We start from the raw sequence: 18,421 nt of genomic DNA, 5'->3' as shown, positions 1-18,421 counted from the left end.
TTGATTCGGGCTTTTATTCATTTAAATAGTTTTATAAACCTCCACTACCTTCTAACTTTCTCTTTTGACGTCCTTGAAACTTCCCTCCAAATGAATAAGTAAAGGATGCTCTGAAGATCGGATTTTCGCCATAATAGTGAACATTTTCAGTAAATCCATCTCCATATACTGTACTCGGGTAACCGCTGTAAATCAGATTATTTACTTTAAGACTTACATTCCCAGCCCCTTTCAGCACTTTTTTACGAACGGCCAAATCTAAATTATAATTCGGTTGATTTATACTCTGTGCATCATACCTCTCTCCTGAGTATCTTCCCATTGCTTGAAATTGAATATCCCAAGGTAATTGAATTTCTGTGTTTAGCTTTGCAGAAAAGTTTAAAGGCTTAGCATCTTCAGGAATCGTGAAATTTGAATTTTCATCAGTAATATCTAAATAATAAATATCCATACTCGGACTAACATTAAACCAATCAGTTATAGATATTTGCCCAGACAATGAAAGTCCACCTGTCAAGGATTCTCCTAAGTTGGCATAGGTCATCACTGTTCTATTATTCTCTTCATCAAAAGAAGTAACTCCTCTAATAATATCCGTACTATGACGTATGTACAAACTAGAATTCAGACTGAATTTTTCTTTAGTTTTACCAAACTGCAATTCCATAGAATTGGTAAAGGATGGCTGTAAACCGGGATTTCCTACCTGCACACTCTGAGGGTTATTTGAGTTTTCTACAGGTAATAACTGCATGACATCTGGTCTTTGAATCCTACGGCTGTAACTCAATCCAAATTGACTTTCTTCACTCAACTTATATTGGAAATGTAAGGTTGGGAAAAGGCTCGTATAATTTATATTGAAAGTAGTATCTACACTGACTTCATTTACAGTTCCATAAATACCTCCATCAATTGATGCATTTTCAACTCTAAGACCTGCTTTTACAGTAAACTTCTCAGTCAACTGATTCATATAGTTTCCATAAACTGCATGTATATTCTCAAGGTATGGATATTCATATAAATCTGGGCGTTCAAAACTTTCTTTATCATCTTCTATTTGAACCTCAGCATCAATGATTTGCCCTTTGTACCCCAATTCTAATTTAGATTTCTCGGTTAAGGCCGTTTCATAATCAATAGCAAAACTACCAAAATACCAATTGGCATTATTTACAATTTCAGTAAGTGGTTCATAATCCATTAGCTCACCACTTTTAAAGAAATTACTAGGATTAAAATCAGCTGAACCTTTTTCAATAAATGCATCCATTTCTAGACTGCCCTTTTCTAACTCTCTTCTGTAGTTTAAGTTAGCCTCATCTCCTCCTGACCTGTTATAAAAAAGCCCTTTGTAAAAGGATTCTTCACCAGTAGAATGATCTATATTTCTATAAATATTGGTGTCATCACCTCTCCATTGCCATCGTTGTACAGAGAATGTCAAAGTGTTTAATGAATCAATAAAGTAATCGAAACCTACTTTTAAATTTCCGTAACCATTTTTAGAAAGACCATTTTCTTTCTGAGAAAAATTAGCTTGGTCAATAGAAGTATAAGTACGTTCTAATGTTCTTTCACTTATATATCTATTATCTGATTGATAAGACTGTAAAAAGGTATTAAACTTCTTATATCGATAATTCAGATTTATACCTCCACTATATTTGTCCCTTGAACCAAGGTTAGCTGAAATACTTCCGTTTAATCCTTGCATTCTATCTTTCTTCGTAATTACATTAATTATCCCCGACAGTCCTTCAGGATCATACTTAGCAGAAGGATTAGTTATCACTTCAATTTTATCAATAGCATCTGCTGGCATCGATTGTAATATTTGTGATGGATCAATTTGAGAGGGTTTACCGTCAATCAACACTCTCACATTTGACTCTCCTCTAAGGCTAATCTGCCCATTTGCATCCACATTTACTTCCGGAATAGTATTCAATACTTCGGTTGCCAAATTACCTTCAGCAATCATAGCCTCACTCACATTGACAATTTTCTTATCAATCCGATTCTCTATCATTGCTTTTTTTCCCTCAACAACAACCTCTTCTAGCTCTGATACATTTTCCTCAATGGAAATTGAAAGGTCTACACTCTTTGATTCTTTTGTTAGCAATACACTCTTCTTAAATGTTTCATAGCCTACAAATTGAATAACTAAGGTATATTCTCCGAGAGGAATATTTTTAAGATGAAACTCACCATTATCATCTGTCAGAGCCCCTCCAATAGATTTTTCATTTTCATTTAAAAGATTTACAGTAGCATAAGAAACAACTTCTTTGGTCTCCTTATCTAGAATTTGACCCTTAATTGTTCCTTTTACTGGTTTTTCTTCTGCTAAACTGAAAGAGGAATTTCCTAAAATAAAAAATACGGTTAGTAAAAAGATTTGATTGAATCTGTTCATAATTGGTTTGTGTGATCTGTAAAAAATTATTGACACTGAATATTGAGTAATGTTACTCAATGCAATTAGAGATTCTCAAAAACGGCTAGGGTTGCTTGACTTAAAAAATATTTCAAAAAATATCTCTGACACAGATTACAATTAAGTCTTTGAAATGGTATTTTCTTCTCTCAAGAAAAGGGAGGTAGAAGGTGATTTTTTATTTAAAGCATAAAAAAACGACAAACTGAAACAGCTTGCCGTTTTCGAAAAACATACAAGTAAAATCTCTCACTATTCTTGAAATATCATATATAGTATCCTGTCATTGAATTTGATAAACGCTTTATTATACTGTGATTTAATTCTTCTGTTTGGTAGGATTACCCCATTTTGGATAGTATTCATGATAGTGAACATACTCAATAATGATGGTCTAGAAGAACTTTGACTTGAATTGCTTTAACATAAAAGCAGTCATTAGAATGGTGTCATACGACAATAGTAATATAGGTTATCATATCAAATTAGGTTTTTAAATTTAGTAGTTATTTTCTCTCTTCTTGATTTTCAGTAATAGAACCACACGCACTGAAAAGTCGTTCTTGGGTTTCTATCAATCGAGATTTCTAATCGATAAATAGTTTGTTATTTTCGGTAAGTTCAACAAACTAGAGATAGGATGCTCCCTCAAATAATTAAGGGGGTTTGATTTAGATGAAAAAAAATCTGTTTATAGTACATAAACAGATTCAAATATATTTTTTACGCTATACAAATAGTATGATCAATATTGGTATCAACTCTTTTGGCATGTTTGCCATTGGCTAGCCTCAAACCTAAATACCAGTAAAATGATCGAAACTTGCTCATTCCTGCATCCCGAAGCATGGTTTTAAATAATTGGTCAGTGCTTTTAACCTCAGATTGCGGTAAATAGCCCTCTCTGAATAGCTGATAAAATGCGTCATGAACTAATGAAGCTTTCATCGAATTCTCAGTGTCAATAGTAGGACCGCTAGCTCCATCCCAAGCATAGCCTTTCTTAATACCTATCACTCCATCTTCATTCAGAGCTATGAATTTATGATTTTCTACCTTATAATTTTTTATAGTAGACTCGTAAGTAAAATCCTTTACAAGTTGATACTTGTACTTCTGTAACTTTCTATAACATGTATTACTCATAAAAAAATATCTAATCGATTCTGAGATTAAATTCTAAATAGATTTCTTTAAAGCCGTCTCTACTCTTGATGTCCCTTTTTCTTCCTTTCGTTTTACCAGCAAATCAAAAATAAAGATATTTAGCATCAGTAAGAGCATCCCGTAAAAGCTATCCTCCATTGGTATTGTAAAAATACGTACACCAATAATTTCCATAGGATTATACCAAACAATTGGTTCATCTAGAAATGATCCTGTTAATACGCCGTTCGAAAGGAGAAAAAAAGGCAATATTAAGATATATACAGGATAGAATTTACTTAAGAATGTCACTTTTCTGATATGCTCAAGGTAAAAGATAGTGATTGAGAGTAAAATGAAAGTCACATTTGTATACCATTTACCCCAAAATAAGAAAGTACTGATAACTAATCCGATAATCAGCAAATTTGAGATGTGCTTCTGTATTTTTCTAAAATAATCTTTTGGAACCCAATAAGTGTAACAACCATAGGTAAATACACATGCATATGGTATGATTATAAAAAACAGAATTTCCTCTAATGGTAAATGCCCTGCATAAATACCAGTTAAATATCTTGGGTTAAATCCCCACACTCCCATCTGAGTGAAAGCTTCATCCCAGACTATAAAGAATATGGCAGGAATTAGAATCGCCCAAAATGCCTGTTTCCAATTTTTATAAAAGAAATAATAGGGACCAAAGCTCAATAGTATTGGAAAAAAGATAACCCCAAAATCTACCAAAAGGTAGTAATATGTTTCTGGAATCATTTCCATACCGCTTCTTTTTTAGTCGTCTCTTTGAAATACTTAAGAGGGACAAATAACATCCCAAAGCATTCACCATCCTCTTTTTGTTGGTGTTTATGGTGTACTTTATGAGCTTTTCTGATAGCTCTAAAATAACGATTAGTCGTTTTATCAAACCACTTGAACCGTCTATGGATCAGAACATCATGAACTAGAAAGTAACAGATTCCATAAATAAGGATTCCTAAACCCATAAAAAAACGAAAATCAATACCTTCTAGAGAACCAAAAATGAATAGCAAAGCTGAAGGAACTGCAAAGATTAAGGCAAATAGATCATTTTTTTCAAATAGGTTATTGTGAACTCTATGATGATCTTCGTGTAAACCCCATAGAAAACCGTGCATGACATATTTATGAGCAAACCACGCGACGCCTTCCATTAAACAAAAAGTAAATAAAGTGGATAAAAAGTAAATAAATATTGTCATGATCAGTTTAGTTATTAGCTAATTTTATTTTGCAAATGATGAATTACATCTTCAAAACATATTCTGAACCAAGTTGTAAATTGTTCAGGATTTTCTCTAATCTCTTCTAATATTTTTTCTGGTTCAAGCCATTTCCACTCACACACCTCTTCTAGGTTAATATCAGGTTCTTTATCGTAATACCCTACAAACACATGGTCTAATTCATGTTCAATTAAACCATTTTCAAAATCACTTTTGTATATAAAGCTAAAACAGTCTTCCAATGGTGTTGTGAAACCCATTTCTTCATCTAGCCTTCTAATTGCAGCATCAAGATTTGACTCATTATTTCTAGGATGACTACAACAAGTATTTGTCCATAAGCCTCCAGAATGATATTTTTCTAATGCTCTTCTTTGAAGTAAAAGCTGATTTTTTTGGTTAAATATAAAAATGGAAAAAGCACGATGGAGAACTCCTTTCTCATGTGCTTCTAGTTTTTCCATTAATCCTATTTGTTCATCCTTTTCGTTCACTAAAATGACTTGCTCCATACTAGTTCAACAAATTTAATTGATGTTTTACATAAGTACTTGCAAACAAAGATAGCTTACGTGGATTTGGGATACGGATACGACCTTCCATTACTTTCGTATGAGGTGTATTTTTAATTTTTTGGAAAAGTCTTGAGTAATAGACATAGGCTAGATATACTCCAAATCTTGAACTTTTAGGTAATTGTACAATCCCTTTGAGTGCATATTTAAAGTCTTCTTCTATTTCTTTCTCAATTTCTCTTTTGGTATCATCGTTAAAATCTGAGACTACCAAGTTTGGGAAATAGAATCGGCCTAAATCCTCAATATCATCTTTTAAGTCTCTGAGAAAGTTCACCTTTTGGAATGCTGAACCTAAACGCATAGCATATGGCTCTAGCTTATCATATTGTTCTTGATCTCCATAACAGAAAATCTTTAGACACATTAGCCCTACCACTTCTGCTGACCCCAAGATATATTCTTCATACTGTGATGGATCATACTCTTTTTTATTAAGATCCATTTCCATACTTTTTAAGAAAGTATCAATATGCTTATAATCTATATTAAAATCATGAACAGCTTGCTGAAAACTATTTAAAACTGGGTTAGTAGAAATACGCTGATCTAATGCCTTGTATGTTTCTTCTTTAAATTCTTTTAGCAGCGTTTCTTTGTCATAATCATGAAAAGTGTCTACAATCTCATCAGCAATTCTAACAAAACCGTAAACAGAGTAAATAGGTCCTCTTAGGTCTGAGTGTAGGCATCTGATTCCTAAAGAAAAGGAAGTACTGTATTTTTGAGTTATATGCTTGCTACACGCAAGTGAGATATTGTCGAATAATGCTTTCTTATTCATAATATTTTAGTTTGATATGGTTTGAGTTTCTAGTGTTTGTTTGAATGACTCATCTTCATTCATAATTTGTTTGGCTACTACCTGTCCAGAGATGATTGACGGTGGAACTCCTGGGCCTGGTACAGTAAGCTGTCCTGTGTAAAATAGATTAGAGACCTTCTTATTCTTAATACTAGGTTTTAAGATCGCAGTTTGGCTTAATGTATTCGCTAAACCATAGGCATTACCTTTGAAGGCAAAATAGTCTTTACTGAAATCGGAAGAAGCATAGGCTCTTTTATAAACAATATGTTCTTTAACAGAAGTGCCTATATGCTTTTCTAACCTATCTAAAATTATATTTAAATACCTTTCTTTTACTTCTTCAGTATCTTCAAGTCCTGTAGCTATTGGGACTAATAACATTAAGTTCTCACAACCTTCAGGAGCTACTGTATCGTCCGTTTTTGAAGCTACACTAGCATAGAATAGAGGGTTTGAAGGCCATTGTGGATCAGAGTAAATTTCTTCAGCATGCAAATCAAATGGTGCATCAAAGAATAAATCGTGGTGCAATAATCCATCTAATTTTTTATCTACTCCTAAGTAATAGAGTAAACATGACGGTGCCATCAGACGCTTATCCCAATACTTATCAGAATAGTTTTGATAAGCTTCATCCAATAAGAACTTATCTATATGATGATAATCTGCACTGCCGACAATGTAATCTGCTTCAAGAAAAGTACCATTTATACTTACCCCTTGAGCAACTCCATTGATTACATTTATTTTTTCTACTTGTGATTCAAATAAAAATTTAACGCCATTTTCCTCAGCCAGTTTGTGCATTCCTTCAACAATTTTATGCATACCCCCTTTTGGATACCAAGTACCCAATTCGATATCTGCATAATTCATGAGGCTATAAAGTGCTGGAGTGTTTTTAGGAGTAGCACCTAGAAATAAGATCGGAAACTCGATTAGCTGTAGTAAACGCGGGTGTGAGAAATATTTTCTGATGTAGTCATAGAATGATTTCACTAAATCAAGCTTAAAAGCATTAACGAGTACATCAAGGTTTGTAAATTCGAAAATTGAAAGCCCTGGCTTCTGTACAAATTTATTCATTCCTACTTCATACTTAACTTTAGCATCAGCCAAAAACTTCTGAAGTTTCTTAGAACTACCTTTTTCGTACTTTTCAAAAAGCTTAAACAATTCATCAAGGTTTGCTGGGATTTCATCAGCCTCGCCATTTCCCCAATAAACTTTATATGAAGGAGATAAACGTTCTAATGTGTAATAGTCTGAGACACTTCTGTCAAAGTAGTTAAAATAGTTTTCAAATACTTCTGGCATCCAGTACCAGCTAGGCCCCATATCAAATTTAAAACCTGAATTCTCAAAAAATCTTGCTCGTCCTCCTGCCTGATCATGTTTTTCGACTACTGTGACATCATATCCTGCATGAGCCAAAGTAGTGGCAGAAGATAGACCTGAAAAACCCGCACCTATAACAATTACCTTTCTCATATACATAAACACATCAAAAGTACTAATTCGGTCAGCTAAATTTATAAGATAAATATTATCCTTGATAAATTAGCTTGATTCAAGATTTATTAATCTTAAACTTTTATCATACTATTTTCTACCTTAACAGGAGTTGCATTTTTTTGTTTTAATAATTCTTTATTTTATTAAACAAAACCTAAACATTTTAACATCTTATAAGGTATTATATTCAGTTTTATTAAATCAAGCTTTCCTCTATCTTTGAGGCGTTCTAAAGAATTCAATTTTATAAGATTTATAAATATGCAGCAGAAGCAAGCTCTAAAAACAGGAGTTCTATTAGTGAATCTTGGTACTCCTGATAGTCCTGAAGTGCCAGACGTAAGAAAATATTTGAGAGAGTTCTTAATGGATAAGCGAGTGATCGATATCTCTTATTGGAAAAGGTGGATGTTGGTAAATATGATTATTGCACCTTTTAGAGCTCCAAAATCTGCAAAAGAATATAAAAAGCTTTGGACTGAAAACGGATCCCCTCTTTTGTACTATGGAGTGAAAGTGAAGAGCTTACTTCAAGAACAATTAGGTGAAGAGTTTCATGTTGCTTTAGGTATGCGCTACCAAAGTCCGAGCATTGAGGGTGCACTTACTGAACTAAAAGCACAAGGGGTACATAAAATAATCGTTGTTCCATTATTTCCTCAATATGCTTCTGCCACAGTGGGTTCTGTTACTGATAAAGTAATGGAACTTGTCAAAAATTGGCAGATTATCCCAGACATGGACTTTATAGATCATTTCCATGATCATCCAATGTTTATCAATGCTTTTGCAGAAATTGGAAAATCATATCTGAAGAAGAAAGATTATGACCATGTTATTTTTAGCTACCATGGTGTTCCAGAAAGACAAATCATAAAAGCAGCTACTGATACTTGCTGTAAATTAAAGGATGCTACTTGTGCTTGTAATCAAGAGCAAAATATTTACTGCTATAGATCTGCTTGTTTCCATACTACTAAATTACTTGCTGAAGCTTTAGGCTTAAAAGATGATCAGTATTCGGTATGTTTCCAATCAAGACTTGGTAAAGACCCTTGGATTCAGCCTTACACGGAAGATGTAATTATCGACTTGGCAAAGGCTGGTAAAAAGAAGGTTTTAGCTTATTCACCTGCTTTCATAGCCGACTGCTTAGAAACTACACTTGAAGTTGGCGAAGAATATAAAGAAGTATTCGAGGAAAATGGTGGCGAAGAATGGGATTTGGTCGAAAGTTTGAATGAGCACCCACTATGGATTGATTGTTTGGAACAATTGGTAAAAGAGCGTTGTAATACACATGCTTTTAATCCAACAATCGCTTAATATTAAAATAAAGATTTTTTGCAACATATTTTTTCTTTAAATCTTTCCTAATTTAAGCCTATCAAGTTTCACTCTTCTGAAATTTGATAGGCATTTTTTTAACATACCAAACCACAACACTATGGATATAAAGAATTTTCGACCAGAGAGTCTAATGATGTCTTATGGCTACAATCCTGAATGGTCAGAAGGAGCGATCAAATGCCCTATTTTTCAAACATCAACTTTTGTATTCAAGAAAGCAGAAGAAGGAAAAGCATTTTTTGAAGTAGCTTATGGTCTTAGAGAGCAAGAAAAAAATGAAGAACTAGGTCTTATTTACAGTAGATTAAATAACCCTGACCTTGAAATCCTTGAAGACCGTCTAACACTATGGGATGGCGCCGAAGCTTGTGCCGTTTTTGAGAGTGGAATGTCAGCAATCAGTACTGTATTTCTTGAAAATCTTAAACCAGGAGATGTAGTTCTTTACTCTGCTCCTATCTATGGTGGTACAAACCACTTCATTCAACATATCCTAACTAAATATGGGATAGAATCATTAAGTTTTGAAGCTACTCAATCTGAAGAGGAAATTCTTCAAAAAATTTCAGATCATGATTACCAAGATCGCTTGAAGATGGTGTACCTAGAAACACCAGCAAACCCTACAAACGATCTTATTGATATCGAAATGTGTGCTAACATCGCTAAACACTTCAATACAGAAGATAAAGAAGTACTTACGGTAGTAGATAACACATACCTTGGTCCTATTTGGCAACATCCTTTAAAACATGGAGCTGACCTTGTTGTCTACTCTGCTACAAAATATATTGGAGGTCATTCAGATGTAATTGCGGGGGCAGTTTTAGGTAATAAAGCTCAGATTGCTAAGATCAAAGGCATGCGTACTTTCCTTGGAAATATGGCTGGTCCTTGGACTGGTTGGCTATTGCTAAGAAGTTTAGAGACTCTTAAAATTAGAATGGAAGAGCAAGCTAGAAATGCACAAAAAGTTGCAGATTATCTTCTTAATCACCCAAAAGTACAAAGAGTCGGTTATTTGGGACACCTAAAAGAAGGTGATGCACAGTATGAGACATTTATGAAGCAATGTAGCTCTCCAGGAGCTATGGTATCTGTTGAGATTGAAGGTGGCGAAGCTGAAGCTTTCAAATTCTTAAATAGCCTCAAACTAATCAAACTAGCAGTGAGCTTAGGAAGTACAGAGTCATTAGCGCAACATCCAGCAACCATGACACATGCTGATGTTTCTCCTGAAGACAAAGAAAAGTTTGGGATCAAGGAAAACTTGATTAGGCTTTCTATTGGGGTTGAAAATCCTGAAGATTTAATTTGGGATATTGAACAGGCATTGAAGTAATTACAATTTTATAAAGCAATCCAAACGGATTGCTTTTTTATTTGTGTACAGATTGGCTTATCTTTTGTTGTATTGCTGCCTAAAATCATGCTTTATGAAACTAAGACTTTTATATAAAACCATTTTTCTATTTTCTATTCTGTATATCTCTGATTTGAGTATAAATACCTCTTTTGCTCAAGAAGCTGAAAAAAAATCGCTTAGAGAAGATGGATACAAAGGGAAAAAGAAATTTAAAAAAAGAAAGTCTAAGAGGAAGGAAAAAAAGAATGAAGCCAAAACAACAGAAGGGCTTCAAATGAAAAACTATAGACTAAAAGCTAAAACCAAGTCAATTAAGGCTGATGGATATAGAGGTAAAGATCGGTCTAAAGTTAAGTTCAAACCTGATAGTAAATCTGCTCAAATTAATCCAAATGTATACATACCATATACAGTAAAACCAAAAGCTAAAACCAAATCATTAAGAGCTGAAGGTTATAAAGGGAAAGACCGTTCCAAAGTAAAATTCACACCAGATAGTAAAACAGCTCAAGAAAATCCAAATATCTATATTCCCTACCCCGTTAAACCAGTTGCTAAGACAAAGTCTCTTAGCCAAGAAGGTTACAAAGGTAGATTAGTAAGTCCCCCAAAACCTAATACAGAAGGGCAAGAACTAACCAAAGAGTTACCAAAGTACAGATCTTCAATATTTCCAATCTTAAAAAAGATACATAGAGCTAACGTAAGTATAATTATAGACCCTAACAAACGTAAAAAAATAAGTAAGGCAGCTTCTGATCATACTGGAACTACAATAGTCGTAGATCTGAACAAAGGGAAAAAGATGAGCAGAAAAGTAAAGAACTTCACCGGTTCTACTGTTTTGATTGACCCAAATAGGAATAAGAAGATTAGTAAAGCAGCCTCAAATCATGGTAACTATATTGTGGTTGACCTAAAGAAAAACCGAAAAATATCAAAAGCGGCAGCAAATTACCAACCAAATTACGTAGTCATGAAACGAAAGATATCACTTATGAAGATGTCTTTTGTCTATTCGGGTAAAGTAAAATGGGGAAATAGAAAAACAGCTCCAAAACCCAAGTTTGGTATTTACATGACCAAAAAACGAGAAGGACTAGCAAGAGGTAAATCTAACCTAGAAAAAAGGGATAACAAGAAAATATACAGCTACGACAGAGGTGAAGAAGCGCTTTGGACTTCAATGGCTCCGACTCCAAAAAATGAAGAAACCATAGAAGAAGAGCCTATCGAAAAACCTAAAAAGGAAAAGAAAGTAAAGGACAAACCTAAAAAAGAAAAAAAGGTAAAAGAGAAAGTTATACCTGATGAACCCGTCGAAAATAAAAGAGATGAAGAAGAAGATGTCTTAGATGATTTGAATGAAGGCGGTGATGAAGAAGAGGAAGAAAGTGATGAGTAATTCATGAATATTAATAAACTATAGCCTACTTACTTCTTCTATTTCATGTTTGAAATAGTAATTTTACTGTTTCATTTAATCTAAAACATCCGATGAAGAAAATATTATTTACAGGAGGAAGTGGTTTTATTGGTACTCGATTCAAAGATTTTGTCAAAGACCAATATATTGTACTAAACCCTAGTAGTAAAGAATTAGATGTCAGAGATTTTACTGCCATCAATAATTATTTTGATGTTCATCAGCCCGATTATGTCATTCACGGAGCAGCTATTACAAGCACACAACTTTGTGAAGAAAATAAAGAATTAGCATATGAAGTAAATGTGTTAGGCAGTAAAAACATTGCTGAATGCTGTAAAGAATATGGCATTGAGCTAGTTTTCCTAAGTACAGAACAAGTTTTTAACGGGAATGAAGAAGAAGGTCCGTATTCTGAAGAAACACTACCTAGCCCAAATACTTATTACGGAACTACAAAACTAGAAGCTGAAAAGGCGATTGCCGAAACTCTAGATAATTTTTGGATTCTTCGACTGACTTGGTTGTTCGGTATGCCTGAAAGAGGCTTAAAGATTAACCCAAATATTTTATGGTCTACCATTCATGATCAATTAAAAGGAAATGTCATGAATGTATCGGATATGGAATACAGGGGGCTAACATATGTCTATGAGTTTATAGAGAATCTCACCAAAGTCTTTGATCTTCCACATGGATTATATCATTTTGGTAGTGAAAACCCATTCAGCAGATATCAGAATGTAATCCAAGTTTTGGAAAAGATTGGAGTTAATCCTGCTATTACAACCGTTCAAAAAATTCATAAAAGCCGAGATATTAGGCTTTCTATGGAGAAAATAAATGAGAATGGCATTTTCTTTTTAGAAAGTCCCGATGCCATTGATCGAGCGTTAAAAGAATATTCCTTTTTATAAAAATTTTTGCCGTAGCTCAGGTGTTGGGATACGGCATTGATCTTCTTTCCCAAACCAATTGTAACGGTTTCTTGCAATGATATCGTAAAAGAAATCTCTAAAAGCCTTAGGCAAAAACAACAAAGGTTTAAACAAATTCCACGGGAAAGCTAACCCACTTGCGATTTTTAGAGCTGCAGTCGATTTTGTGAAGACTTTTTCTCCTTCAACTAAAACTAAGCTATCCAAATAATCTGAAGAAAGTCCTGTTTTTTGAAGTATCTTCTCTCCTTCTTCTGATTGTAAAGAAGCAAATACAAAACGATTAGATTTATCATGATCAATGATAAAATTCACACTCGAATTGCAAAGATTACAAACACCATCAAAGAGAATTACACTTTCCATTTTTAAAGATTTAAAACCATAAGTTGTAAAATGAAAACACATAAAATAGACTATGGTTTTCATTAGATCACTATTAATCTAAGCTAAATTTTAATTTCAAAAATAGCTCCTCCTTTTTCTGGAGAATAAAGCTTATAATCCCAATGATGTTTCATTAAAATATCCCTACAAATCGTTAAACCAATACCTTGCCCATTTGCTTTAGAACTAAAGAAAGGAGTAAATAGCTGCTCTTCTATCTCCCTAGGAATTTTATTCCCTGAGTTCCAAACTTCAAGTGTTTTCTTTTTAGGGTTCCATGACACATTTATCAATTTACCCCCATCTTCTGAGGCTTCTTGAATAGCTTCCACAGCATTCTTGAAAATATTAATAAATACCTGTTCCAATAGCATTCGATCTGCTAGTACAGGAATTTTATAGTTTTGATAAGATTTTACTATTTGAATGTCTGCTTCATCTATATTTTGAGCAAAAAGTAAAAGCACCTGATCAATAAGTTTTCCTAAATCAACCTCTTTTAAATCTACATCAGGTATTTTCACCACAGAAGCAAAAGCCTTCATAAAATCAGCCATTGCCGTATTTCGTCCTTGCACGACATCAATCGCTTCCAAATAATCATCCTTCACTTCATCCTCTTCGGGTGCAAATATCTTCAAGGTATCTAAATACGAATTGACTGCACCAACCGTATTATTTACTTCATGGCTCATCATTCTGATCACTTTGCTGTAAGCTTGTTTTTCTTTCTTCATATCAAGAGCTAGACTGTCTTGAATGATAAGAAACTGCTGTGGAAAGCCTTTAAAAATAAAACTTGTTTTCTGACACCTATATCTCCGACCTCCCGATAGATTTATTTCAATGACTTCATCTAGAGGAATACTAACTAATTTCTTTAAGAAATCATTCTTGATTTCACCTAGTGCCTTTCCCTTCAGTTCCTCAAGCTTAGATTCTGTCATCTGCAAAGCTGAAGGGTTCACTTGCAACACATTTCCATCATAATCCAATACAACAATACCGTTTGGAGATGCATTGATCAGATGTTCCAAAAAGTATCGCTGTTCTTGTTGTTTTACACGTTCCTGTTGCAAACGTTCCATGATCTTGTTATAAACTACAACTAACTTGTTTACAACAGGATGCGGGCTCGTAATTAATCGAGATTGGAAATCATTATGCTTGAGAAGGTTTAGTGCATTATTCAATTCTTTGAGTGGCCTATGAAAAAAATACCATAACCTTAGATGCCAAAACAGTACAATTACAGAGACAACTTCAGCTATGATAAATAAATGTGGATGTTCTAATCGTAAAGGAAAAGTTATCCCAAGTAGAGTTCCTACGATAAGTAGGGTTAAAAAAATGTATTCTAGTCTAAGCATCTGATAAATTATACTTCTCAATTTTTCTGTAAAGAGCATTTCTCGAAATGCCTAAAGCTTTGGCTGCTGGAGCAATTTTATAGTCGTGAGCTTCTAAAGCCTTTTTCACCATAAGTTCTTCCATTTGCTCCAAATTAAATCCTTCGGGAAGAAATTCAGTTTCTAATTCATCGTCCTTAAATGCATTTACATAAGTTGGGTTTGTCTTAAAATCCTCAACTTCTAAAGTTTCATTTTTTGACATCAGAACCGTACTTTCAACCCAATTCTTTAGTTCTCGGATATTCCCTTTTAGTGGTTGATTTTTTAGCCAATTCATTGCTTCTTCTGAAATTCCTTTGGAAGGTATGCCATAAGATTCAGAAAGCTGATCTAAAAAGTGTTGAGCTAATAACGGAACATCTTCTTTTCGCTCACGCAGAGATGGTAAATAAACCGTAATCAGATTAATTCTGAAAAATAAATCTTCTCTAAACTTCCCTTCACTCACCAACTCTGGCAGTACTTTATTTGTCGCAGAAATCACCCTAAAATCAGCTTTTTCTGTTTTACTACTTCCTAAAACCTCAAACTTTCGTTCTTGTAATACTCTCAGCAATTTTACTTGAGAAGACAAGTCCAACTCGCCCATTTCATCCAAGAAAATACTGCCTTTATCAGCCAATGCAAATCTTCCGATCCGATCTGTATGAGCACCCGTAAAAGCTCCTTTTTTATGTCCAAACATTTCACTTTCAAATAATGATTGTGAAATTCCTCCAAGATTTACTTTTACAAATTCATTTGCCTTTCTTGGACTATTCAAATGTATAGCTTCAGCAATCAATTCTTTTCCTGTCCCACTCTCTCCCATGATGAGGATTGGCGCATCTGTTTGAGCCACTCTCCCTACGGTTTCAAGAACTTCCAATAGCTTTGAGTCTTGCCCAATTATTTTAGAGAAGTTATATTCAAGGTCTAGTTTTTTTCGTTCTGAGCTTTTAGAAAACTTTTGCTTTTGCGGCTTCTCTTTCGCCAATTCGATTGCAGTATTTACAGTTTTCAAAAGATGGTCATTTTCCCAAGGTTTACTCACAAAATCAGAAGCTCCTCGTTTCATCCCCTCAATTGCAAGTTCCATTGTTCCCCAACCTGTAAATAAGATAACAGGCAATTTAGGGTAATCTTTTTTGATCTTAGAAAGTGTTTTTAAGCCATCTTCACCTGTGGTTTCGATCTTGAAATTCATATCTAAAATCACACAAGAAAATTGAAACTCGGGCAAAGCATCAAAAGCCTCCTTTGGATTGGAGGCTAAGACAGGATTAAATCCTTTTTGTTTAAAGAAAAAACCTAATGACTTACACACTGCGGGGTCATCATCTACAATCAAAATAAACGGCTTAGGCTTAATCATATCTCTAAATTATAATTCATGAAGTGCTTCAACAGGCGTAATACGAGAGGCTAACTTACTTGGATAGTAACCACAGAATATAGTTATCACCCCAACAAATATAAATGATAATAAAGCCCCCACAATATATTCGGAATTGGTAAAGTTAAAGATCCCTAACAAAGGGAACTGAATTGCAAATATACTTCCTAAGAATACAGCTACAGTAAACAGTGCGCCAACTTCAGATAATATTTGAAGAGTTATGCTCGTCTTATCTGCACCTACCGCTCTTCGAAGCCCTATTTCACTTTTTCTTTGACTGATATTGTACCAAAGCACACCGTAAAGCCCCAACGCAATATTAATTACCAAGAATAGACTGATCACACAAAGTAAGATCAAAGGCATTAAAACTTCCTTGTTTGCAGAATCCTTCATATCATCAAAATACCTAGGAACAAATGCCAAATCTGGACTGACCTTTTCTAAATCTCTGATCAGTTGAGCCTCAATGACTCTTGGATCATTCTTTGTCTTAATTAAGATATGGGGCTGACGAAAATTCTCTGGATTACTTGGCCAAAATCCGATACTTAAAGGGTCTTCAAATTCATTCTTTTTCTTAAAACCCTCTACTACACCAACAATTCTCATGCGTACACTGCCATCTAAAAACAGTAATTCTTCTTTTTCATTCAGATAAGGTTTTATTTCTTCATACATGTATTCATTCACGATCATTGATTTTGAATCTTTGTCAAAATCTGAAGGATTAAAATTTCTACCCGAAATAAAGTTAAGATTCAATAAACTCATGGCTTCTATGGTCATGACCTGACGGGTATATTGATATCCAATTCCACTATCCAAATCAATTGATTCTGAATTCCAAGAGCCTGCAAAAGGAAAACTTGAATCGACTCCACCAAATCCTTCAATCTCATCTAAGGATAAAAGAAGTTGATCAATGCTTTCGAAACTCTTCATTTTATCTTTGTCAAAATCTTCACTGCTAACTCGAAGGCGAGTATCATCAACGTAAAGAGCCATTATATTTTCAACATCAAAACCTCTTGGTCTTTTATAGTTATCATAGAAATCAAAAAGAACCGTAAAAACACCAAAGAGTAAGAAAAACGAGAAAGCGAGCTGAAGAATCATCATGAAATTCTTTTGCTTTCGAGCCCACAAAAGTAAAAAGCTATGTTTGATCATTGTTTTGCAGATTTAAGAGAAGAAATAATTTCGAAACTAGACATTTTGAAGGCTGGGTAAGCTCCAGAAAAAAGGCTAAAAAGAAGTGTAATAGAAAGTCCAAATACAAATAGCATCGGATTCATTTCTAAAAACTCATCCGCATTTAGCAGTTGATAGTAATTGATGACTACCACACCAATCGTAGCTAAAACGAAACCTATTATTCCTCCGATTAACGTGATTACGGTATTCTCAACCATAAGCTGAACTACCAAGTCTGAAATGGAAGCCCCAAATGCTTTTCTTACCCCAATTTCACCCGAACGTTCTAACATTCTTGTGATATTGATATTGATCAGGTTGAAAGCTGGTAAAGACATAAAAAGGATAATCACTGTAAATATCACTCCATAAAAAGCAGACGAAGATTGTATCTGAAATAGATTATAAAGTGGATCTTCTGTATACTTTAAACAAATTCCTTTTATTCCTACCTCCTCATTGTCTTTATTCAATGGTAAAGTCTTTACAACCGACTCAAATTCTGCCCTGCCATTTTCTACAGATTCTTTATCTTTGAAATACAGAAACATGGTATAGTTCCCTAAAAATGGACTCATATTTCCACCCCATGAAGGTTCAATCTGATACGGAGTATAAACATCTGCGTAAGAAAAATTTCTCAAACTATTTCCTTTCTCAACCACTCCAAACACTTCAAAATCACGAGAACTAATCCTTAAGGTCTTCCCTATTGGATCTTCTGTTCCAAAAAGTGTAGAAGCAAGTTCGTCTGTAATAATCGCCAAAGCTCTTTCTTGCTTTCGATCTTCTTCAGTAAAAAAACGACCATTAATCAACTCAAAGTCAAAGATTTTGAAGAAGTTTGCTCCCACAGCTTTTCTGTGTACTTTTTCAGCTAAATTCTGGTAGTATAACTTTTGCCAACCCTTATCATTCATCAATACGATTTCTTCAGGTGTTTTCATTTTACTGAAGTAATCTTTGTAAGCTGAATAGGAATATAAAGATGACGAATAACCATTCTCTCTATCAACTTCTAATTTTTTGGCGATTAGAATCTGATCCATTCTTTTTTCTAATCCATAACTCCCATAAGATGTGTCGATGATTGAGCCAACTACTACCAAAAATGCAATCGTAAGGCTAATTCCAAAAAGGGTGATGAAGGTAAAAAAAGGTTTTGCCTTCATAGAAGTGAGTGCAAGTTTTATATATGTCTTCATG

The 18,421-nt window shown here is 34.1% G+C and carries 16 protein-coding genes; 4 read left to right on the top strand and 12 right to left on the bottom strand.

Annotated elements, in window-relative coordinates:
* Positions 1-31: 31 nt before the first annotated feature.
* The 7 genes from BC781_RS20855 to BC781_RS20825 all read right to left on the bottom strand — a co-directional run bounded on the left by BC781_RS20855 (position 32) and on the right by BC781_RS20825 (position 7,737).
* The gene (locus tag BC781_RS20855) at positions 32-2,428 is read right to left on the bottom strand and encodes an outer membrane beta-barrel protein (protein ID WP_109621555.1); all 2,397 of its coding nucleotides are present in this window, start codon (positions 2,426-2,428) and stop codon (positions 32-34) included.
* Between the two features lie 744 nt (positions 2,429-3,172).
* Positions 3,173-3,595: a DUF1353 domain-containing protein gene (locus tag BC781_RS20850; protein ID WP_109621553.1), complete on the bottom strand. Its 423-nt coding sequence runs from the start codon at positions 3,593-3,595 to the stop codon at positions 3,173-3,175.
* Positions 3,596-3,628: 33 nt separating this feature from the next.
* On the bottom strand, positions 3,629-4,375 hold the full coding sequence (locus tag BC781_RS20845) for a lycopene cyclase domain-containing protein (RefSeq protein ID WP_211323911.1): 747 nt from the start codon (positions 4,373-4,375) through the stop codon (positions 3,629-3,631).
* Complete coding sequence (locus BC781_RS20840; protein ID WP_109621551.1) at positions 4,366-4,839, bottom strand: sterol desaturase family protein; 474 nt, start codon at positions 4,837-4,839, stop codon at positions 4,366-4,368. Before BC781_RS20840 ends, BC781_RS20845 begins: the two co-directional genes overlap by 10 nt.
* Positions 4,840-4,853: 14 nt before the next feature.
* Positions 4,854-5,375 carry an isopentenyl-diphosphate Delta-isomerase gene (gene idi, locus BC781_RS20835; protein ID WP_109621549.1) on the bottom strand — a complete coding sequence of 174 codons (522 nt, stop codon included), beginning with the start codon at positions 5,373-5,375 and terminating at the stop codon, positions 4,854-4,856.
* A 1-nt stretch (position 5,376) separates the two neighbouring features.
* Positions 5,377-6,222: a phytoene/squalene synthase family protein gene (locus BC781_RS20830; protein ID WP_109621547.1), complete on the bottom strand. Its 846-nt coding sequence runs from the start codon at positions 6,220-6,222 to the stop codon at positions 5,377-5,379.
* Positions 6,223-6,228: 6 nt separating this feature from the next.
* Positions 6,229-7,737, bottom strand: coding sequence for a phytoene desaturase family protein (locus BC781_RS20825; RefSeq protein WP_245935643.1), 1,509 nt, complete (start codon positions 7,735-7,737; stop codon positions 6,229-6,231).
* 285 nt (positions 7,738-8,022) lie between these two features.
* Here BC781_RS20825 and hemH point away from each other — a divergent pair, with 285 nt between their 5' ends.
* The 4 genes from hemH (at position 8,023) to BC781_RS20805 (ending at position 12,820) form a co-directional block, all read left to right on the top strand.
* Positions 8,023-9,087, top strand: a complete 1,065-nt coding sequence (gene hemH, locus BC781_RS20820) for a ferrochelatase (protein ID WP_109621543.1) — start codon at positions 8,023-8,025, stop codon at positions 9,085-9,087.
* 121 nt (positions 9,088-9,208) lie between these two features.
* A complete protein-coding gene (locus BC781_RS20815; RefSeq protein WP_109621541.1) occupies positions 9,209-10,453 on the top strand; it encodes a cystathionine gamma-synthase family protein in 1,245 nt (414 codons plus the stop codon).
* A gap of 94 nt (positions 10,454-10,547) precedes the next feature.
* Entirely contained in the window at positions 10,548-11,882 is a 1,335-nt protein-coding gene (locus BC781_RS20810; protein ID WP_109621539.1) for a hypothetical protein, read from the top strand.
* Between the two features lie 92 nt (positions 11,883-11,974).
* On the top strand, positions 11,975-12,820 hold the full coding sequence (locus BC781_RS20805) for an SDR family oxidoreductase (RefSeq protein WP_109621536.1): 846 nt from the start codon (positions 11,975-11,977) through the stop codon (positions 12,818-12,820).
* Here BC781_RS20805 and BC781_RS20800 read toward each other — a convergent pair.
* The 5 genes from BC781_RS20800 to BC781_RS20780 form a co-directional block, all read right to left on the bottom strand.
* The gene (locus BC781_RS20800; RefSeq protein ID WP_109621939.1) at positions 12,815-13,207 is read right to left on the bottom strand and encodes a thiol-disulfide oxidoreductase DCC family protein; all 393 of its coding nucleotides are present in this window, start codon (positions 13,205-13,207) and stop codon (positions 12,815-12,817) included. The two genes, BC781_RS20805 and BC781_RS20800, sit on opposite strands and share 6 nt — an antisense overlap.
* Positions 13,208-13,290: 83 nt before the next feature.
* Positions 13,291-14,598, bottom strand: coding sequence for a sensor histidine kinase (locus BC781_RS20795; protein WP_158281541.1), 1,308 nt, complete (start codon positions 14,596-14,598; stop codon positions 13,291-13,293).
* Positions 14,591-15,994 carry a sigma-54-dependent transcriptional regulator gene (locus BC781_RS20790; RefSeq protein WP_109621532.1) on the bottom strand — a complete coding sequence of 468 codons (1,404 nt, stop codon included), beginning with the start codon at positions 15,992-15,994 and terminating at the stop codon, positions 14,591-14,593. The genes BC781_RS20795 and BC781_RS20790 overlap by 8 nt, the downstream gene beginning before the upstream one ends.
* A gap of 9 nt (positions 15,995-16,003) precedes the next feature.
* Entirely contained in the window at positions 16,004-17,191 is a 1,188-nt protein-coding gene (locus BC781_RS20785; protein ID WP_109621530.1) for an ABC transporter permease, read from the bottom strand.
* On the bottom strand, positions 17,188-18,420 hold the full coding sequence (locus tag BC781_RS20780) for an ABC transporter permease (protein WP_109621528.1): 1,233 nt from the start codon (positions 18,418-18,420) through the stop codon (positions 17,188-17,190). The genes BC781_RS20785 and BC781_RS20780 overlap by 4 nt, the downstream gene beginning before the upstream one ends.
* Between the last annotated feature and the right edge of the window lies 1 nt (position 18,421).

The sequence above is a fragment of the Sediminitomix flava genome (genome assembly GCF_003149185.1).
Lineage (GTDB): Bacteria > Bacteroidota > Bacteroidia > Cytophagales > Flammeovirgaceae > Sediminitomix > Sediminitomix flava.
This window is presented reverse-complemented; position numbering and strand designations above follow the sequence as displayed.